Here is an 18,508-nt window from a genome sequence, read left to right on the forward strand (position 1 = left end):
GCGTACAGCGGTTGTTCAGGGGGCGTGTGCTGCGCAAAAAACGAGCGGGAGCAAGCTTACTCGCCACAGGAGCGCGGCTTGCTGTCCCAGAGCACCTCGGGCGAGGTGCTCTGCCTGGGCTCAGGCGTTGGCGGGGCGCAAGGAGTAGGTTTTCAGCTGGTCGGCGAAGTCACGCAGGGATTGAATCCCGCTGGCTTCAGCCTCGTGAATCCAGTCCTTGATGGCTGCCAGCATGTCGTGACCGTTGGAACTGGTCTTGACCCAGATCTGCTGCAAAGCCAGGCGCTTCTCGTAGATGACCTTCAGTGCATGACTGTGCTCGAGCATGGTCTGGATCCGCACATGATGTTTGTCATCCAGCAGGCTGGTTTCACGCGACAACAGGCGCTTGGCCCGGTGGAACTGGTGGCGAACGGAGTGATCGACCTTTTCCAGCTCTTGCTTGACCAGGGGCGCGATGACCAATTTGCGGTACTGGGCCATGATCTGGAAACGATTGTTGAGGATCGCCATGGCGGTATCCATGTCCAGGTTGCCTTTGCCTTCAACCCGATGGGCAATTGGCGCGACCCGCTGAACCTTGGCCAGGCGCAGGAAGCTGAAAACCTGGATCCAGGCCCAGCCGAGGTCGAACTCCCACTTCTTTACCGACAGTTTTGCCGAGTTGGGGTAGGTGTGGTGGTTGTTGTGCAGTTCTTCGCCGCCAATCAGGATGCCCCAAGGCACCAGGTTGGTGGCCGCATCGCGGCATTCGAAGTTGCGATAACCGATGGCATGGCCCAGGCCGTTGACCACGCCGGCCGCCCACACAGGGATCCACATCATCTGGATGGCCCAGATGGTGATGCCGATGGTGCCGAACAGCAACACGTCGATGATACCCATGATTGCCACACCCAGTAGCGGAAAGCGGCTATACAGGTTACGTTCGATCCAGTCTTCCGGGCAGTTCTTGCCGTAGATGCGCAGGGTCTCCGGATTTTCCGCTTCGGCGCGATACAGCTCCGCACCTTTGCGCAAAACGGTGGACAGGCCCTTGACGACCGGACTGTGCGGGTCATCGACGGTTTCGCATTTAGCGTGATGCTTGCGGTGGATAGCGGTCCACTCACGGGTGTTCTGCGCCGTGGTCAACCACAGCCAGAAGCGGAAGAAATGTTTCAGGCCGGCATTGAGCTCAAGCGAGCGATGGGCTGAATAGCGATGCAGATAGACAGTGACGCCGATGATTGTGATGTGGGTCATCAGCAGGGTGACTGCCACCAGTGACCAAGGCGACAAGCCAAGAAAACCTTCGTACCACATAGGCTGTAGGGCCCTCGATAAAGAAAAAACAGCCCTCGCATTATCACCAAGCTCACAGATAAAACCAGTCACCCTTTCAGATAAGAGTGGCTGGATGTTTCTTTGCCCTATAATTCCAATCATTTTGAGGGACATGGACGACCGAATGTCTGCTACCTATCGCGATGCCCTGCGTGCAGCACTGCTGTATCTGCTGCTTTCCGTCCTCTGGGTTTCGCTCAGCGGTTTTGCATTAAACAGTTTCTTCGATGATTCGGCCGAGGCGTTGCACTGGCAAACGATCAACGGCTACATCTGGCTATTGCTGAGCGCGGGAATTATTTTCATTGCCCGCACGCGTTTGTTCCGCTGCCTTGGGATTGGTGCGCAGTTGGCTGAGCGTTCTGCGGATAGAGAGCGGCTGCGTCAGGCCGCAGCCGTGTTTGATTGCACCCGCGAAGGCGTGCTGGTCACAAATGACAAAGGATTGATCGTTCACGTTAACCGGGCGTTCATGCAGATCACCGGCTATCAGCGCGAAGAAGTGATGGGCCAGCAACCGAGCCTGTTCAAATCCGGTCGCCATCCGGCGAGCTTCTACCAGGCCATGTTCAAGACGCTCAACAGTGTTGGCGAGTGGAGCGGTGAAATCTGGAATCGGCGCAAAAGCGGGGAAATCTATCCGCAATGGCAGACGATCCGTATCGTTCGTGACGATGATGGACGGGTCAGCCAATACGTGGCGGTATTCTCCGACATCAGCGCAATCAAGAATTCCGAGAATGTGCTGACCCATCTTGCCCATCACGACCCATTGACCGACTTGCCCAATCGCCTGCTGTTCACCGACCGCGCCGAACAGGCCGTGGCATCGGCACAGGTGCACAAGCGTGGCTGCGCGCTGCTGGTGATCGACCTGGATCACTTCAAGATGATCAACGACAGCCTCGGTCACACCGTGGGCGATCAGATGCTCAAGGCCGTGGCCGAGCGGCTGCTGGCGATGTTCGGGCCAGGCATTACCCTGGCCCGCCTCGGGGGCGATGAATTTGCAGTCCTGGCGGAGGGGTGCCCGCAACTGGTCCATGCGGCGGCCCTGGCCCAGCGGATCATTGACGGCTTCAAGGAAGCCTTCGTGATCGACGGCAATCAGCTGTTCATCAACGCCAGCGTGGGCATCAGCCTGTTCCCTAGCGACGCCCTGAGTGCTGCGCAGTTGCTGCGTAATGCGGACGCGGCATTGTCCAAGGCGAAAAATGCAGGCCGCGACAGCTATGCGCTTTATACCGAAGAACTGACGGCCCAGGCCCAGCAGCGGGTCGAGACCGCGTTCGAGTTACGCAGGGCGCTGGAGCAGGATGAGCTGCGGGTGTATTACCAGCCGGTCCACGACCTGAAGACCAGTCGCCTGGTCGGCGTTGAGGCGCTGGTGCGCTGGGAGCACCCTCTGCGGGGGTTGGTTTCGCCTGCCGAGTTCATTCCCATCGCCGAGCGTACCGGCTTGATCGCCGAAATTGATGCCTGGGTCATGCAGCAGGCATGTCAGCAGATGTGCCAATGGCAGCAGTCTGGCGTTGTGTTGTCGTTTGTTGCGGTGAATGTGTCTGCGCGACTGTTTGCCCGCCGTGAGCTGTACCAGCAGGTGGCGCAGGTGCTACGCGACACAGGGCTCAACCCGGCGTATCTGGAGCTGGAGGTGACCGAGAGCGCGGTAATGGATGACCCGGAAGTGGCGCTGGAGCAGATGCATCGCTTGCGTGAGCTGGGCGTGCGCCTGGCGATCGATGATTTTGGCACCGGCTATTCATCCTTGCTGCGGCTCAAGCGCTTGCCCGTACAGAAACTCAAGATCGACCAGGGTTTCGTTGCCGGGCTGCCGTGGGACGACGACGACGTGGCGATCGTGCGGGTCATAATCGCGTTGGCCAAGAGCATGGGCATGCAGGTACACGCTGAAGGGATCGAGCAGGTCGAGCAGGCCAGTTTCCTGCTCGAGCACGACTGCGATCTGGGCCAGGGCTATTGGTTCGCGCGACCGATGCCTGCTGCGCAACTCGACTGGGCGCGGGCGCCGCATATCGGTTAAACCCTCTCGTGGTCTGCTTGAAAGATCGCGCAGCATCAATCGCAGCCTCGTTTCACTCGCCAGCTCCGACGGGGCGGAGGATGGGCGGTGTTCATGAAGTTCACTTCTGGTTATATAAACATTCTTAAATAGTCTTTTTAAGAATATCCGCACCTATCTACTATTGGTCCCACGCCGCAAGCAGTGCCGCCACTGCCAGGCAACCTCTCAGTCGAAGGAGCAGCACCATGAGCGCATCCCTACGTAGCGTTGACGGCCAGGACGAAGCAACCATCTTGCGCGAGATCCAGAGCGCACTGCGCGACCTGCGGTTCGGGGCAGTGGAAATCACTGTGCACAACGCTCAGGTCGTGCAGATCGAACGCAAGGAAAAATTCCGTCTGCAGCAGCCGGGCAACAAGCCGGGCTGATCACCGATCACCCGCTTGGCCGAACGATGTTTAAGCCGCGCCGCGATTCCAGAAAACCAAAAAAAGCCAACACAATCAGAATTCCAGGAGCTTTCACCATGTCGTCGATTCGTCATTTCGCTTTGGCCGCCCTGGCCAGTGCCCTTTTTGCTGGTTCCGCGGTTGCCAAGGATTACGAACTGCTTAACGTGTCGTACGACCCGACTCGCGAGCTGTATCAGGAGTACAACGCGGAATTCGTCAAATTCTGGCAGAAAGACCACGCCGGCGATTCGGTGAAAATCCAGCAGTCCCACGGTGGCTCGGGCAAGCAGGGCCGTGCGGTCATCGACGGCCTGCGTGCCGACGTCGTGACCCTGGCCCTGGCCGGCGACATCGACGAAATTGCCAAGCTTGGCAAGACCCTGCCAGCCGACTGGCAGAAGCGTCTGCCGGAGGCGAGCACCCCTTACACCTCGACCATCGTGTTCCTGGTGCGCAAGGGCAACCCGAAAGGCATCAAGGACTGGGGCGACCTGGTCAAAAATGATGTGTCGGTGATCACCCCGAACCCGAAAACCTCCGGCGGCGCTCGCTGGAATTTCCTCGCGGCCTGGGCTTATGGCCTCAAAGCCAACGGCGGTGACGAAGCCAAGGCCAAGGAATATGTGCAGACGCTGTTCAAGCACGTCCCTGTGCTGGACACCGGCGCTCGCGGTTCGACCATCACTTTCGTCAACAACGGTCAGGGCGACGTGTTGCTGGCTTGGGAAAACGAAGCGTTCCTGGCTCTGAAGGAAGATGGCGGCGCCGACAAATTCGAGATCGTCGTGCCTTCGCTGTCGATCCTGGCCGAACCTCCAGTGGCTGTAGTCGACAAGAACGCCGAGAAAAAGGGCAACGAGCAGATCGCCGAAGCCTACCTCAAGCACCTGTACAGCCCGGCCGGCCAGGAAATTGCAGCGAAGAATTTCTACCGCCCACGTGACAAGGAAGTCGCCGCCAAGTATGCCCAGCAGTTCCCGAAACTGGAGCTGGTGACCATCGACAAAGACTTCGGCGGCTGGAAAACTGCCCAACCGAAATTCTTTAATGATGGCGGGGTGTTCGACCAGATCTATCAGGCGCAGTAATCTCACTCGAAACGAGCCCCAACATGTGGGAGCGAGCCTGCTCGCGAAGGGTATTTCAGTGACAGGGATGTTGACTGATTCTTCCTCTTCGCGAGCAAGCCAGCTCCCACATTGATGCGTTTTTAACCAAGGACTTTTATGTCGCGTCGTATCTCCCCCGTCATACCCGGCTTCGGGCTGACGCTGGGCTACACCTTGGTGTACCTCAGCCTGATTGTGCTCATTCCACTGGCGGCGATGTTCGTGCACGCCGCTCAACTCACCTGGGATCAGTTCTGGGCAATCATCTCCGCGCCTCGAGTGCTGGCGGCGTTGAAGCTGAGCTTCGGCACTGCGCTCTATGCCGCGATCATCAACGGCATCATCGGCACGCTGCTGGCCTGGGTGCTGGTGCGCTATACCTTCCCGGGGCGCAAGATCATCGATGCGATGATCGACTTGCCCTTCGCCCTGCCGACCGCCGTCGCCGGCATCGCGCTGACTGCCCTGTACGCGCCGAATGGCTGGGTTGGCCAACTGGCGGCAGACCTCGGCTTCAAGATCGCCTACACCCCTCTGGGCATCACCCTCGCGCTGACATTCGTTACGCTTCCATTCGTGGTACGTACGGTACAGCCGGTATTGGCCGATATCCCTCGTGAAGTCGAAGAAGCTGCGGCGTGCCTGGGTGCCAAACCCCTGCAGGTGTTTCGCCATATCCTGGTGCCAGCGCTGTTGCCAGCCTGGCTGACCGGCTTTGCCCTGGCCTTTGCCCGTGGGGTTGGCGAATACGGCTCGGTGATTTTCATCGCCGGCAACATGCCGATGAAAACTGAAATCCTGCCGTTGCTGATCATGGTCAAGCTCGACCAGTACGATTACACCGGCGCCACGTCCATCGGTGTGTTGATGCTGGTGGTTTCCTTCGTCCTGTTGCTGCTGATCAACCTGCTGCAACGCCGTATCGAAACCCCATAAGGAGGCGCACACATGTCCCAATCGTCTATTGCTGCTGCTTCCTCGAACGCTGCCCGTCGTGGCAGTGCCAGTTCCCGTCGGGTGCTGATCGGTCTCGGCTGGCTGGTGTTCGCCCTGTTCCTGTTGCTGCCGCTGATCATCGTGGTCTCCCAGGGTTTGAAATTGGGTATCGGTGCATTCTTCACCGCGATCTTCGAGCCTGATGCGCTCTCCGCGCTGAAGCTCACCCTGATTGCCGTATTGATCTCCGTACCCCTGAATGTCGTGTTTGGTGTCAGCGCCGCGTGGTGCGTGAGCAAATACTCATTCCGTGGCAAGAGCATGCTGGTGACCCTGATCGACCTGCCTTTCTCGGTTTCGCCAGTGATCGCCGGCCTGGTCTACGTGCTGATGTTCGGCGCCCAAGGGCTGTTCGGGCCGTGGCTGCAGGATCATGACATCCAGATCGTCTTCGCCTTGCCGGGCATTGTGCTGGCGACGATCTTCGTCACCGTGCCATTCGTGGCGCGCGAACTGATCCCGCTGATGCAGGAGCAAGGCACTCAGGAAGAAGAAGCCGCCAGGCTGCTGGGGGCCAATGGTTGGCAGATGTTCTGGCACGTCACCGTTCCCAACATCAAGTGGGGCCTGATCTACGGCGTGGTGCTGTGTACTGCACGGGCCATGGGTGAGTTCGGTGCGGTGTCGGTGGTCTCCGGGCACATTCGCGGGGTGACCAACACCTTGCCGTTGCACGTCGAGATCCTCTACAACGAATACAACCACGTGGCCGCGTTCGCGGTAGCGAGCCTGTTGCTGATCATGGCGCTCTTCATCCTGCTGCTGAAGCAGTGGAGCGAAAATCGTATTAACCGCCTGCGCGCCAGCGCCGCGGAGGAATAATTCATGTCGATCGAAGTGCGTAACGTCAGCAAGAATTTCAACGCGTTCAAGGCGCTGGACAACATCAGTCTGGACATCCAGAGCGGTGAGCTCGTGGCGCTGCTCGGCCCCTCCGGTTGCGGCAAGACCACTCTGCTGCGGATCATCGCCGGCCTGGAGACGCCGGATCAGGGCAATATCGTGTTCCACGGTGAAGACGTTTCCGGCCACGACGTGCGTGATCGTAACGTCGGTTTCGTGTTCCAGCATTACGCGCTGTTCCGCCACATGACGGTGTTCGACAACGTCGCGTTCGGCCTGCGCATGAAGCCGAAAAACCAGCGTCCGAGCGAAAGCCAGATCGCGGTCAAGGTTCACGAATTGCTCAACATGGTGCAGCTGGACTGGCTCTCGGATCGTTATCCGGAACAGCTTTCCGGAGGTCAGCGCCAGCGTATTGCCCTGGCCCGCGCCCTGGCGGTAGAGCCCAAAGTCCTGCTGCTCGACGAACCGTTCGGCGCCCTCGATGCCAAGGTCCGCAAGGAACTGCGGCGGTGGTTGGCGCGCCTGCACGAAGATATCAACCTGACATCGGTGTTCGTGACCCACGACCAGGAAGAAGCCATGGAAGTGGCCGACCGCATCGTGGTGATGAACAAGGGCGTGATCGAGCAGATCGGCTCACCGGGTGACGTCTACGAGAACCCGGCCAGCGATTTCGTGTACCACTTCCTGGGGGATTCGAACCGGTTGCACCTGGGCGAAGACAATCACGTGCTGTTCCGTCCCCACGAAGTGTCGCTGTCGCGCCATGAGCTGGAGGATCACCATGCGGCCGAAGTGCGCGATATCCGCCCGCTGGGTGCGACGACCCGGGTGACGCTCAAAGTCGAAGGCCAGAGCGAGCTGATCGAAGCGGAAGTGGTCAAGGACCACGACAGCCTCACCGGGTTGGCGAAGGGGGAGACGCTGTTCTTCAAGCCGAAGGTCTGGCAGAAACTCGCCAACATCTAAAAGCATCGCGGGCAAGCCCGCTCCCATAGGGTTTGAGGTTGGTCACAAGTTTGTGTTCAACACCAATCCCCTGTGGGAGCGGGCTTGCTCGCGAAAGCGATCTACGCCGCCGCGTTTTTCTGACGCAGACGCACACCCCCCGCACGCACCTCGATCTGCTCTTTCAGGTCATGTCGCAGCCCCAGCAAAAATGCCAACTCCGCCACCACAAACAGCGGCCCGACAATCAACCCCGTCACGTCATCGACAAAGGCCGGTTTGCGTCCTTCGTAGTGATGGCCGACGAACTGAATCGCCCATCCCACCACAAACATGCCGATGCCGCTGGCCAGCCACACCAGGGTGCTTTGCTGGGCCAACACATGACCGGCCCAGACGCACAAACCCAGGAGTACCGTCATCAGTAGCCCGAGACGCAGTTCCAGGCGCAGGTAGAACCAAGCCGACGCCAGCGACACCAGCACCGCCGGCGAAAGCCAGCCTCCAGCCCATTGCGGGCGGGACAGCAACACCGCTACCGCGACCACAATCAGCGGAATTCCGATGAAATGACTGGCGATGTTTCTCGGGTCGCGGTGATAAGCGGCATATTGACTGAGGTGGTCAACCAGGCTTTTTTTCATTGTTATTCCTCCTGTAGGGTGAGTGATCATCCACCGGTTGGATTTTTTGCTCTGTCAGCCAGGCGACAATCTCGAGGAGTTTTCATGGACATGCAGGTCTGGCGTGCGCGTTTGCTGAACGGCCAGTGGTTCAGTCATCTGCCTGCTCCTCTACAGGATAGTCTGCTGGCAGCGGCCCGGCTGCGACGCTTGTCTGCGGGGCAGCGATTGTTCAAACGTGGTGACCCGCCATGCGGGCTGTACGCGGTGCTCGAAGGTGCCGTGCGCATCGGCGCGGTTAACGAGCAGGGCAAGGAAGCGCTGTTGAGTCTGGTAGAGCAGCCGCACTGGTTCGGTGAAATCTGCCTGTTCGATGGGCAGGCGCGCACCCATGACGCATTTGGCCTGGGCCAGTGCACCCTGCTGCATATCCCCCAGACGGCGCTGTTGGCGATGCTCGATGAGCAGCCTCTGTATTGGCGGCAACTGGCATTGCTCATGAGCCAGAAACTGCGCCTGACCTTTATCAATCTCGAACAGCTGAGCCTGCTGCCGGCCCCGGCACGCCTGGCGCACCGCTTGCTGATGATCGCCGACAGCTATGGCGAAATCGATCCGCCACGTCGTGTGCTGCACCTGCCACAGGAGCAGTTGGCGTCGATGCTGTCACTCTCGCGCCAGACGACCAACCAGTTGCTCAAGGAGCTGGAAGGACAGGGCATCGTCAGCTTGAGGTACGGCGAGATAGAAATTACCGATGCCGAGCGGCTGCGGGCATTGGCGGTCATCTTTTAGTGGGTTTTGTCCCCGAACGCGCATAGCCTGTAGCGACGACAAATGAGGTGTGCCATGCGTGTGCTGTTAGTAGAAGACGAGCCGGAGACCGCCAAACTCCTGGCCAACGGCCTGGGTGAAGCGGGTTATACGGTCGATGTAGCGCTGAACGGGATGGACGGCCGACGTTTTATCGAGTCCGGCGCGTACGAGATGATCATCCTCGACGTCATGCTGCCGGGCCTCAACGGCTGGCAGCTGCAGCAACAGATCCGCAAACTCGGCGACACGCCAGTGTTATTCCTCACCACCAGGGACGGTATCGAAGACCGCCTGCGGGGGCTGGAACTGCACGAAGAAGACTACTTGCTCAAGCCTTTCAAGGTGAGTGACCTGGTGGCGCGGGTGCGCAAATTGTTGCGCCGGGATCGTGGGCGTTAACCTCACCGCAACCCATCGCGAAACTGCCCCGGTGTCATCCCGGTCCAACGCTTGAAGGCGCGGCTGAAGCTGCTGGTGTCGGCAAACCCCAGCAGGTAGCTGATCTCGCTCAATGAGCATTGCGGGTCCCGCAGGTGCAACAACGCCAGGTTCTCGCGGCTTTCGTTGAGCAACGTGTCAAACCGGCAACCTTCATCTGCAAGGTGCCGCTGCAGGCTGCGCAAACTCAAGTGCAGGGTGTGGGCGATGTGTTCGGCGCTGGGCTCGCCTTCGGGCAGTTGTTCTTCTATGGCGTCACGGACCTTGCGTTCCCAGGTCAGCGGCTTGAGTTGCGCCAGGGTGCGCTTGAGCACGGTTTCGTTGTGCTCGGCCAGCTCCGGGTTGGCGTCGTCCAGATGGCTTTCAAAGTCCTCCAGGGAAAACTCCAGGCGATCCTCGTCGGCGGCGAAGTGCACCGGTGAGCGGAAAACCTTGTGCCATTGGTGCGCATCAGCCGGTTCCGGGCGCCGCAGGTACACCGCCATCGGCGCGTATTCGCGGCCGAGGCGGTTACGGCAGGTGCGCACATAAATCGCAGTGAAGGCATCAATGGCTTCATAGGCCGGCGCCGGGCTGCCCGGCGGGACTTTCAGGCGGAAGCGATAGCGATCCTCGCCACGGGTCAATTCGAGTTCAAGGGCGTCGCTGACCACCTGGTGATAGCGCACGATGCGTTCGAACACTTCGCGCAAGCTACCGCTGGCCACCAGCGCGTACCCGAGTGCGTGAAAGGTGGTGGGACTGACAAAGCGTGAAACCCGCAGGCCGATCGCCGGGTCCCCACTGACCTGCACGGCGAGTTCCCACAGCCGAGTGGTGCCGGACAACGGATAACGGGCGTTAGGGTCGTCCATCCATAGCGGGTCGAGCCCCGCCTGGTGACACAGGGCGGTGCTGTCGAGGCCCAATGCGTCCAGTTGCTTGCGCAGGGCACGGGTCCAACTGGCGAGGGAGGTCGGTTCAGTCATGCTGATTGGCGCTTCCGGTCAACAGGTTGGCGTTCACGGCTACCGCCTTGCGAGGGTTCGCAAGGCAGGATGCGAACATCGATAACCAGAGGATGGAAGCATGGACCGTACTTCTGCAAGTCCCCAGCGACTGAATGCATCCCAACGATCAGCGCACATACGCGAAGTGGTGTTGGCCAAGGGCGTCGAATTGCGTCAGCGCTATCCGATTCTCCATCATCAAGACGCCTTGGGCGCGGGCATTCTGGCCTTTGCCCTGGCCGGGATGATCGGTTCTGCAGCGCTGTACATCAACGGTCATATGGCCTGGTGGGTGTGCCTGCTGCTCAACGCATTTTTCGCTTCACTGACCCACGAACTGGAACACGACCTGATCCACAGCATGTATTTTCGCAAGAAGCGCATCCCGCACAACCTGATGATGGCTCTGGTGTGGCTGGCGCGGCCGAGCACGATCAACCCGTGGATCCGTCGCCACCTGCACCTCAATCACCACAAGGTGTCCGGTACGGAAACCGATATGGAAGAGCGTGCCATCACCAACGGCGAGCCTTGGGGTTTCGCGCGACTCCTGATGATCGGCGACAACATCATGTCGGCGTTCATTCGCATGCTGCGGGCCAAAACCTGGGCGCATAAATCCAGCATCATCAAGCGCACGCTGAAGGTGTATGCGCCGCTGGCGTTGGTGCACTGGGGCGCCTGGTACGTGTTTCTCGGGTTTCATGCAGCCAATGGCGTCGCACATCTGACGGGCGCCCCCATTGTATGGTCGGCCACCACGTTGTCAGTGATGCAGGTGATCGATATTGCCGCTGTCGTGATCATCGGGCCGAACGTACTGCGTACTTTTTGCCTGCACTTCGTCAGCTCGAACATGCACTACTACGGCGATGTGGAGCCGGGCAATGTGATGCAGCAGACACAGGTACTGAATCCCTGGTGGATGTGGCCGATGCAGGCGTTCTGCTTCAACTTCGGCAGCAGTCACGGGGTTCATCATTTTGTGGTGAAGGAGCCTTTCTACATTCGCCAGATGACGGTGCCGGTGGCGCATAAGGTCATGCGCGAGATGGGGGTGCGGTTCAATGATTTCGGGACGTTCAAACGGGCTAACCGATTTGTGCGCAAGGAAGAAGTTCAGGGGCAAACCGTGGAGGGTCTACGGGTCTGAAGCCCTCATCGCTGGCAAGCCAGCTCCCACAGTGAATCGGTGGTCAACACACAATCTGTGAACGATCGAGATCCACTGTGGTAGCTGGCTTGCCAGCGATAGCGGTGCGTCAGGCAACAAATCACTCCGGCTGGAAAGGCGACTCACTCAATATCACCCCGGTCTCATCGACATACTTCTGCCAATGCTCGATCAGGGCGTTCAGTTTCTCTGGCAGAAGCAACGCCAAATCATGAATTTCCCCCGGATCACTGCCCAAATCATACAGCTGCCAGGTTGCCGGCCCGGCCGGCCCTGGAATAAAAACCGCTTTCCACTGCCCCTGCCGAATAGCCCGGCGCCCGAACAACTCCCATCCCGTCACCGTGTGCTCGTCGTGGACCTGCGCGGTCTCGCCCGACAGAAATCCCAGCCACGATTTGCCGCGAACTTCTGCCACTGACTTGCCACGCCAGCGCTTGCCGGGATGGCGAACGCCAGCCAGGTCGAGAATGGTCGGCGTGATGTCCATCACCGTGCCAAACCCATGACTGATCTGGCCCTTGAGTGGCAGTTGCGGATAGTGCACCAGCGCTGGCACACGAATTCCCCCTTCAGTGGTGAAGGCCTTGAACAGGCGCGAAGGGGCAGTGGCTGTCTGCGCCCAATTCGGCCCGTACCAGACGTAGGAGTTGGCACGGCCGATATTGTCCAGGCTGTTGTCGTAATGCTGATTCAAATAAGTCAGCAATTGCGGACCGAATTTTGGAAACGCCTCCAGCAACGCACCTTCGGCACCGTTATCGGACATGAACAGGATGAACGTATTGTCCAGTTGCCCTTGCTGGCGCAGGTAGTCGACGATGCGTCCAATGTTCCAGTCCATGCGCTCGACCATCGCCGCGTAGACCTCCATGGCCCGTGCGGAGATCTGTCGTTGCTCGTCGCTCAACGCATCCCATTGCGCGCTCAGCTCAATTAACGGATGGGGCTCGACATCCGGCTCAATCAACCCCAGGGCCTTGAGTTTTTCCAGTCGTTCCAGGCGCAGTACCTCGGGGCCTGCGTCATAGCGGCCGCGGTACTTCTCGACTACATCGACCGGTGCCTGCAACGGCCAGTGTGGCGCGGAAAATGGCAGGTAAGCGAAGAACGGCCGGGTCTGGTCACGTTCCTTGAGATACTGCAGAAGCTTGTCGCCGAAGGCATCGGAGGAATAGAAATCCTTCGGCAATTCGTCGATGAACGTGTCGTCCTCGATGTACAGCGCCGGGGTGGACTTCAGCAGGCCAGGGGTTTGCTCGTCATAGGTCGGCTCAAAGCCATAATGGTTGGCGGCGCCGGGCAACAGTGAAAACGAGCGCTCGAAACCCCGTGCGTGCGGCGCCAGCTCTGCGGTCAGGCCCAAGTGCCATTTGCCACTCATCAAGGTCTGGTAACCCGCCTCGCGCAGCAGCTCGGGCAGTGCCACGACTCGGTCATTCAGATAGCCTTCGTAACCCGGTTTGCCGATCAGGTCCGGGGTCAGCGCCTCGGCCATGGTGCCAATGCCAGCGATGTGATGGTCGGTGCCGGTCAGCAACATCGAACGGGTCGGCGAACAGGTGGGTGCGGTATGAAAATCGGTCAGGCGCAGGCCGTTGCTGGCCAGGGCGTCGAGGTTCGGTGTCGCGATCTCGCCGCCGAAGGCTCCGATATCGGAGAAGCCCAGGTCGTCGGCCAGGATCACTAGAAAATTGGGACGTTGCGGCATCGAAAATCTCCTGTTCAGCAGGCAATGAAGGACAGCGGCAGGTCCCGTACCTGCACCGGTACGGGTGGTTGGTAATGGCCGTCGCTGGTCAGTTCGTAGAGCAGCTCTTCGCGCAGTTGATGAAAGTCGAAACTGCTGCGCTGGCGCGGATGCGGCAGGGCGATGTCGACCACTTGCTTGATCCGCCCGGGACGGGGCTCCATGACCACGACACGGTCAGCGAGGAAAATCGCTTCCTCGACATCGTGAGTGACCAGAATGGTGGTGATTCTGGCCCGGGTGCGGATCGTCAACAGCTCGTCCTGCATCTGCTGGCGGGTCAGCGCGTCGAGGGCGCCGAAGGGTTCGTCCAGCAGCAGGATTCGCGGGCTGGCCACCAGTCCGCGGGCGATGGCCACACGCTGTGCCATGCCGCCTGACAGCTGATGCGGGTAAGCGCGGGTGAAATCGGTCAGGCCCACCAACTCGATAAAGTCATTGATGCGTTTTTGCTTCTGTTCGGTGCTCAGTGGTTCGTTGACCAGGCCGAGGCCGATGTTGTCGGCCACCGTCAACCACGGAAACAGGCGATGTTCCTGGAAGACAATGCCGCGCTCGCCACCGATGCCGGTCACGGCTTTTCCGTCCACGCTGATCTGCCCCCGGAACTGCGTGTCGAGGCCCACCAGGAGCCTGAGCAACGTGGATTTGCCGCAGCCGCTGGAACCGACGATGGCAACAAATTCGCCCTCGGCAATGTCCAGGTTGAATTCGCCAATGGCCTCCAGTTCGACGCCGTCGACATCGAAGGTTTTGCCCACGTTGTTGAAGCTGACAATCGGTGCGTTCATGCGTGTCTCCAGCGAGTAGCGCGTATTTCGAGGCGTTGGCCAATGAGATTGAGCAGCGCACCGGTCAGGCCGACCAGCAGCATGCCCGCCATGATCAGGTCCATGCGCAGCAGTTGCTGTGCGCCGATCATCTGGCTGCCGATACCGCCGTTGGACGGCATGAAGTATTCAGCGCCGATGGTGCCGAGCCAGGCGTAAATCAGGCTCAGTCTGAGCCCGGCGAAAATCCCCGGCGCAGCCCCCGGCAATATCAGTCGACGCAAGCGTTGGCGCAGGTTCAGGCGCAGCACTTGAGCGGCTTCATTGAGTTGCGGCGAGAGATTGGCGACGCTGCGTTGAGTGGCGATAAACAGCGGGAAAAACGCGGCGAGGGCGACAAACACCCACTTCGCCGATTCCCCGAGACCGAACCACGCGGTGAGCAACGGCACCCAGGCGAAAATCGCAATCTGGCGGATCGCGGCGAGGGTCGGGCCGAGCACGCGTTCGCTGTTGCGCGACAGGCCCAGCAGCAAACCGAGCGCAAATCCCAGCCCACCGCCCAGCACCAGGCCGCCAAGTGTTCGACCCAGGCTCAGGGCCATGCCGCTGATCAGCGTACCGTCGAGCAAACCCTTAACGGTTGTGGCCAGAACTGCCAGCGGACTGACCAGGATGTTGGCGTCGACCCACTGTTGTTCCGTGGTCAATTGCCACAAGGCCACTAGCGCAAAAGGCAGCAACCAGGGTTGTAGACGTTGCCAGCCCTGATACCTCGGACCCCTGCGGATCTCCGCCGTGGCCGGGTGCGGCCAGTGGACCAGCTTCTTGTCCAACAGACCGATCCCGCGATCCATGATCACGCCAACCAGGCCAATCACCACGATGCAGACAAACACGATGTCGAGCATGAACAACTGCCGTGCCCACACCATCAGGTAACCAATGCCTTCACTGGAGGCGAGCAATTCAACCGCCAGCAATGACGTCCACCCGGCGGCCAGTGCCAGGCGTACGCCCGCCATGAATGCCGGCAGTGCGGCAGGCAGCACCAGACGACGGATCAGTAGCCGGGGGGGTAATCGCAGTACGGCAGCGGCTTCACGTAATTTGGGTTGGGCATCACGCACACCCACCAGCGTGTGCAGCGTCACCGGCACCACGATGGCCTTGATCAGCACCACCAGTTTCAGTACCTGGCCAATCCCGAAAAACACCATGAACAGCGGGATCCACGCCAGGGTCGGGACTTGTGCCAGACCTGCGAAGGTCGGGAACACCAAGCGCTCAAGACGTTGACTGAACCCCAGCGCGGCACCCAATGCAGCGCCGGCAGTGATGCCGGCGAGCAGGCCCCAGAACAGGCGCTGCAGGCTGATCCACAAATGGCTCCACAGTTCGCCCTGTGCAAGTTCGATGGCACTGCTCCAGACCAGCGAAGGCGCCGGCAGAATCTGCTCGCTCATCCAGTGATTGCGGCTGGCGAGGCACCACAGGGCGAACAGGCTCAAGGGCACTATCCAGGGCCACACACGCTGGCCCAGTGTTGGCCAAAGACGGCCATTGAGTGGCGCAGCGGCAAGCGGCAGGCTCAGCAGGGATACACGGGCCATGGATGACCTCCGTTGTCGGTTTTATCGGGTCGCGGATCTAGATCAAAAGCTCGCAGCCTTCGGCAGCTCCTACAGGGGATCGACGTGCGTCCGTAGGGGCTCGACATGCATCCGTAGGAACTGCCGAAGGCTGCGATCTTGGCGATGCAGCCCCAACACAAATTGTTATATAAATAATCAAATCAATACTATTAAGAGATAAGCGAGACCATTTAAGGCTTGCAGGCCCCACGCATCCAATGCATTCGAAGAATATTTTTGATGCTCTCTATGCATATCGATCCAGGGCGCCCGTAATTGCTCGCTTAGGTCTAAATGATCTAAAAATGTGAATTTATAGTATTTAAGTGCTGGTCAGGATTCAGCCTACTTTCAGCGCCTCAATGCTGTCGTCATCAGGAGCCGCACCCATGACCATTCCCTTCAAACGAGTCATCAGCCTATTCGCCGCACCGGCTTTGGCGGGGCTGATGGCTTTCACCGTCAACGCCGCCGAGCTCAAGGAAATCCGCATTGCAGTGCCAGACCTTAGTGCGGGCACGCAGCACAGTGGTGGTGGGGTGGTGGACGTGCTGCGCGACCAGCAGATCTTCGAAAAAGCCTTCGCCGACCAGGGCATCAGGATTCAGTGGAATTTCTTCAAGGGCGCTGGGCCCGTGATCAACGAAGCGGTTGCAAATGGTCAGGTGGACCTGGCTTACCTCGGGGACCTGGCGGCAATCATCGGCAAGTCAAATGGCCTGGACACACGCCTGCTAAGCGCTTCTGCTCGCGGCGTGAAACAGTACCTGGGCGTAGTCCCCGGCTCGGGAATCAAGTCGCTGCAAGACCTCAAGGGCAAGCGCGTGGCGATCTTCCGCGGCACCGCTACCCAGTTGTCTTTCGACGCGGCGCTGGCCAGCCAGGGTTTGAGCGAGAAGGACCTGAAAGTCATCAACCTGGACTTCAACGGCGCCGTGGCAGCGTTGGCGGCCAAACAGATCGATGCCTCCTGGGGCAGTTCCGGATTGACCTCGTTGCAAGCGAAAGGCTTGGCCGAGTTGCCGCTCAATACCAAGGACCTGGGTGGCGCAGGCAGCATTCAGAGTGTCTTGGTTGGCACTGGTAAATTTGTCGACGAGAACCCCGAGGTGGTCGCCAAGCTGTTGAAAGCCCAGCAGCAAGCGGTGGAGTGGCTGACTCAGGACAGCAACAAGGATGCGTACATTCAGTTGGTGTCGCGGCTGGCGAGTTACCCCTCGATTATTCTCACGCAGGATTTGCAAGATCAGAAGTTGAGCGAGGTGTTCCCCTCGACGCTGGACCCGGTGTTCCTGGGCAAACTGCAGGACTCAGTGGATCTGGCTTCGCAGCAGAGGTTGATTCGTAAGCCGTTCAAGGTGAGTGACTGGGTGGCGCCGCAAATGGCCGCTGCCCAGCTCTGAATCCACAGTGTTCTTGCTGGCCTCAACGCGGGCAAGCCCGGCTCCCACAGTTGACCGTATTCCTTCTGATGGAACTCGGACAACTGTGGGAGCCGGGCTTGCCCGCGATGAGGCCCTAAACCGCGACACTCATCTCTTGCTTATCCACCGCCACCAACGTCTCGATCATCGCCCGCGCCGCTGGCGACAACCGAAACCCCGTACGACTCACAATCCCGCACCGTGCATTGAGGGTCTCGATGTTCTGCGGCAGATTGCGCCAGTGCAGCAGCACCAGAGAACCCTTGGCGATGTCCTCGACAAACGCCTCCTGAGTTCCCACACCAATGGCGTTCGATTGCAGCACGATCTTTACCAGTGCCGGGAAATGCTCGGTTTCGATGCTTGGGGAAAAATCCGTCCTTCCACTGAGGTTTGCCAGCAGTTTACGAATGCCCGGCGGTATCAGCGTGGTCGCCAGCGGGTAGTCGAACATGTCGTTGGTCGACAGGCTTTCCTTGGCCAGTAACGGATGCCCCGGACGGCAGAAAAACACCCCGCGCTTGGGCGTCAGCGCCTGGGTCTGGAAGTTCGGATCGGCCTCGAAATGGCGAATATCGGCAATGAAGAATTCGATCTCTTCGCGGCTCAGGGCGCGGCTGAGTTTTTCCCAATTATCCACCTGAAAACAGGTACGCACTTTCGGGTGGGCATTGATGAATTGCGCCACTGCATCCGGCACCAGCTTTACCGCCGGGGCCGGGCCGCAGCCGAAGCGCAGTTCACCGGCGTCGAGCTTGGTCATCTGCGTCACTTCAGCGCTCAGTAGCGCGGCGCCCTGCACCAGTGTCAGCGCATGTTGCAGCACCACCTGGCCCTCGGGCGTCGGGCGCAAGTCTTTGTTGCCGCGGTCTACCAGGACACAACCGAATTCCTGCTCCAACCCTTGAATACTGCGGCTGAACGCCGGTTGAGTGATGCCCATGGCGTCGGCCGCGCGAACGAAACTGCGGTGTTCGTTAAGGGCGATGAAGTAGCGTAGCTGGCGGAGATCCATATGCTTTTGCGGCATCCTAAAAATAGCTCGAAGGCATTTGCGACGAGGGTTGGTTGAGGTTTTAAATGCAAGCTCTTATTCCGTCAACGAAGCATGTGCATATCTATTAGATCTAAATTGAATATAGATAGAGCGTTGTTTCGCTGCCGCTCAACCGTAAGCAGTCCGATGA

General features: G+C 59.4%; 17 protein-coding genes. 10 read left to right on the plus strand and 7 right to left on the minus strand.

All coding sequences use genetic code 11. The features are described 5' to 3' along the window. Positions 1-120: 120 nt before the first annotated feature. Positions 121-1,305 carry a delta-9 fatty acid desaturase DesA gene (gene desA, locus EQV97_RS15355; RefSeq protein WP_240889196.1) on the minus strand — a complete coding sequence of 395 codons (1,185 nt, stop codon included), beginning with the start codon at positions 1,303-1,305 and terminating at the stop codon, positions 121-123. Positions 1,306-1,450: 145 nt separating this feature from the next. Here desA and dibA point away from each other — a divergent pair, with 145 nt between their 5' ends. The 6 genes from dibA to EQV97_RS15385 all read left to right on the plus strand — a co-directional run bounded on the left by dibA (position 1,451) and on the right by EQV97_RS15385 (position 7,724). Beyond that, complete coding sequence (gene dibA, locus EQV97_RS15360; protein ID WP_122840793.1) at positions 1,451-3,370, plus strand: phosphodiesterase DibA; 1,920 nt, start codon at positions 1,451-1,453, stop codon at positions 3,368-3,370. A gap of 227 nt (positions 3,371-3,597) precedes the next feature. Next, complete coding sequence (gene oscA / locus EQV97_RS15365) at positions 3,598-3,780, plus strand: sulfur starvation response protein OscA (RefSeq protein ID WP_007975618.1); 183 nt, start codon at positions 3,598-3,600, stop codon at positions 3,778-3,780. 98 nt (positions 3,781-3,878) lie between these two features. Further along, entirely contained in the window at positions 3,879-4,892 is a 1,014-nt protein-coding gene (locus EQV97_RS15370) for a sulfate ABC transporter substrate-binding protein (RefSeq protein ID WP_122840792.1), read from the plus strand. A gap of 138 nt (positions 4,893-5,030) precedes the next feature. After that, on the plus strand, positions 5,031-5,849 hold the full coding sequence (gene cysT / locus EQV97_RS15375) for a sulfate ABC transporter permease subunit CysT (RefSeq protein WP_122840791.1): 819 nt from the start codon (positions 5,031-5,033) through the stop codon (positions 5,847-5,849). A gap of 12 nt (positions 5,850-5,861) precedes the next feature. Further along, positions 5,862-6,731 carry a sulfate ABC transporter permease subunit CysW gene (cysW, locus tag EQV97_RS15380; RefSeq protein WP_240889197.1) on the plus strand — a complete coding sequence of 290 codons (870 nt, stop codon included), beginning with the start codon at positions 5,862-5,864 and terminating at the stop codon, positions 6,729-6,731. A gap of 3 nt (positions 6,732-6,734) precedes the next feature. Then, positions 6,735-7,724, plus strand: a complete 990-nt coding sequence (locus EQV97_RS15385) for a sulfate ABC transporter ATP-binding protein (protein ID WP_045059469.1) — start codon at positions 6,735-6,737, stop codon at positions 7,722-7,724. Positions 7,725-7,825: 101 nt separating this feature from the next. Here EQV97_RS15385 and EQV97_RS15390 read toward each other — a convergent pair whose 3' ends face one another. Beyond that, positions 7,826-8,347 (minus strand): Mpo1-like protein, encoded by a 522-nt coding sequence (locus EQV97_RS15390; RefSeq protein WP_122840790.1) that lies wholly within the window; start codon positions 8,345-8,347, stop codon positions 7,826-7,828. A gap of 84 nt (positions 8,348-8,431) precedes the next feature. On the opposite strand from EQV97_RS15390, the gene EQV97_RS15395 reads away from it, so the two are divergent. Together EQV97_RS15395 and EQV97_RS15400 are read left to right on the plus strand one after the other, a co-directional pair. Next, positions 8,432-9,121 carry a Crp/Fnr family transcriptional regulator gene (locus tag EQV97_RS15395; RefSeq protein ID WP_122840789.1) on the plus strand — a complete coding sequence of 230 codons (690 nt, stop codon included), beginning with the start codon at positions 8,432-8,434 and terminating at the stop codon, positions 9,119-9,121. 54 nt (positions 9,122-9,175) lie between these two features. Next, on the plus strand, positions 9,176-9,541 hold the full coding sequence (locus tag EQV97_RS15400; protein WP_045059466.1) for a response regulator: 366 nt from the start codon (positions 9,176-9,178) through the stop codon (positions 9,539-9,541). A gap of 2 nt (positions 9,542-9,543) precedes the next feature. Here EQV97_RS15400 and EQV97_RS15405 read toward each other — a convergent pair whose 3' ends face one another. Continuing rightward, positions 9,544-10,548, minus strand: a complete 1,005-nt coding sequence (locus tag EQV97_RS15405; RefSeq protein ID WP_225571031.1) for an AraC family transcriptional regulator — start codon at positions 10,546-10,548, stop codon at positions 9,544-9,546. A gap of 100 nt (positions 10,549-10,648) precedes the next feature. On the opposite strand from EQV97_RS15405, the gene EQV97_RS15410 reads away from it, so the two are divergent. After that, positions 10,649-11,722, plus strand: a complete 1,074-nt coding sequence (locus EQV97_RS15410) for a fatty acid desaturase (protein WP_240889198.1) — start codon at positions 10,649-10,651, stop codon at positions 11,720-11,722. A 121-nt stretch (positions 11,723-11,843) separates the two neighbouring features. Here EQV97_RS15410 and EQV97_RS15415 read toward each other — a convergent pair whose 3' ends face one another. Genes EQV97_RS15415 through EQV97_RS15425 form a run of 3 tightly spaced genes read right to left on the minus strand, consistent with a single transcriptional unit; the run spans position 11,844 to position 15,876 of the window. Beyond that, complete coding sequence (locus tag EQV97_RS15415) at positions 11,844-13,454, minus strand: arylsulfatase (protein WP_240889199.1); 1,611 nt, start codon at positions 13,452-13,454, stop codon at positions 11,844-11,846. A gap of 14 nt (positions 13,455-13,468) precedes the next feature. After that, positions 13,469-14,284: an ABC transporter ATP-binding protein gene (locus tag EQV97_RS15420; protein WP_240889200.1), complete on the minus strand. Its 816-nt coding sequence runs from the start codon at positions 14,282-14,284 to the stop codon at positions 13,469-13,471. After that, complete coding sequence (locus tag EQV97_RS15425; RefSeq protein ID WP_240889201.1) at positions 14,281-15,876, minus strand: ABC transporter permease subunit; 1,596 nt, start codon at positions 15,874-15,876, stop codon at positions 14,281-14,283. Before EQV97_RS15425 ends, EQV97_RS15420 begins: the two co-directional genes overlap by 4 nt. A gap of 410 nt (positions 15,877-16,286) precedes the next feature. Between EQV97_RS15425 and EQV97_RS15430 the strand changes: the two genes are divergently transcribed. Then, entirely contained in the window at positions 16,287-17,300 is a 1,014-nt protein-coding gene (locus tag EQV97_RS15430) for an ABC transporter substrate-binding protein (protein ID WP_122840783.1), read from the plus strand. 115 nt (positions 17,301-17,415) lie between these two features. Here EQV97_RS15430 and EQV97_RS15435 read toward each other — a convergent pair whose 3' ends face one another. Beyond that, positions 17,416-18,336, minus strand: a complete 921-nt coding sequence (locus EQV97_RS15435; protein WP_225571037.1) for a LysR family transcriptional regulator — start codon at positions 18,334-18,336, stop codon at positions 17,416-17,418. Positions 18,337-18,508: the final 172 nt, after the last annotated feature.

Source organism: Pseudomonas sp. TMW22090, assembly GCF_022496665.1.
GTDB classification, from domain to species: domain Bacteria; phylum Pseudomonadota; class Gammaproteobacteria; order Pseudomonadales; family Pseudomonadaceae; genus Aquipseudomonas; species Aquipseudomonas gregormendelii.

What these genes read in the sequence shown, in the direction of transcription:
- desA (WP_240889196.1), bottom strand. Translation starts at nt 1,305, where the DNA reads ATGTGGTACGAAGGTTTTCTTGGCTTGTCGCCTTGGTCACTGGTGGCA.
- dibA (WP_122840793.1), top strand. Translation starts at nt 1,451, where the DNA reads ATGTCTGCTACCTATCGCGATGCCCTGCGTGCAGCACTGCTGTATCTG.
- oscA (WP_007975618.1), top strand. Translation starts at nt 3,598, where the DNA reads ATGAGCGCATCCCTACGTAGCGTTGACGGCCAGGACGAAGCAACCATC.
- EQV97_RS15370 (WP_122840792.1), top strand. Translation starts at nt 3,879, where the DNA reads ATGTCGTCGATTCGTCATTTCGCTTTGGCCGCCCTGGCCAGTGCCCTT.
- cysT (WP_122840791.1), top strand. Translation starts at nt 5,031, where the DNA reads ATGTCGCGTCGTATCTCCCCCGTCATACCCGGCTTCGGGCTGACGCTG.
- cysW (WP_240889197.1), top strand. Translation starts at nt 5,862, where the DNA reads ATGTCCCAATCGTCTATTGCTGCTGCTTCCTCGAACGCTGCCCGTCGT.
- EQV97_RS15385 (WP_045059469.1), top strand. Translation starts at nt 6,735, where the DNA reads ATGTCGATCGAAGTGCGTAACGTCAGCAAGAATTTCAACGCGTTCAAG.
- EQV97_RS15390 (WP_122840790.1), bottom strand. Translation starts at nt 8,347, where the DNA reads ATGAAAAAAAGCCTGGTTGACCACCTCAGTCAATATGCCGCTTATCAC.
- EQV97_RS15395 (WP_122840789.1), top strand. Translation starts at nt 8,432, where the DNA reads ATGGACATGCAGGTCTGGCGTGCGCGTTTGCTGAACGGCCAGTGGTTC.
- EQV97_RS15400 (WP_045059466.1), top strand. Translation starts at nt 9,176, where the DNA reads ATGCGTGTGCTGTTAGTAGAAGACGAGCCGGAGACCGCCAAACTCCTG.
- EQV97_RS15405 (WP_225571031.1), bottom strand. Translation starts at nt 10,548, where the DNA reads ATGACTGAACCGACCTCCCTCGCCAGTTGGACCCGTGCCCTGCGCAAG.
- EQV97_RS15410 (WP_240889198.1), top strand. Translation starts at nt 10,649, where the DNA reads ATGGACCGTACTTCTGCAAGTCCCCAGCGACTGAATGCATCCCAACGA.
- EQV97_RS15415 (WP_240889199.1), bottom strand. Translation starts at nt 13,454, where the DNA reads ATGCCGCAACGTCCCAATTTTCTAGTGATCCTGGCCGACGACCTGGGC.
- EQV97_RS15420 (WP_240889200.1), bottom strand. Translation starts at nt 14,284, where the DNA reads ATGAACGCACCGATTGTCAGCTTCAACAACGTGGGCAAAACCTTCGAT.
- EQV97_RS15425 (WP_240889201.1), bottom strand. Translation starts at nt 15,876, where the DNA reads ATGGCCCGTGTATCCCTGCTGAGCCTGCCGCTTGCCGCTGCGCCACTC.
- EQV97_RS15430 (WP_122840783.1), top strand. Translation starts at nt 16,287, where the DNA reads ATGACCATTCCCTTCAAACGAGTCATCAGCCTATTCGCCGCACCGGCT.
- EQV97_RS15435 (WP_225571037.1), bottom strand. Translation starts at nt 18,336, where the DNA reads ATGGATCTCCGCCAGCTACGCTACTTCATCGCCCTTAACGAACACCGC.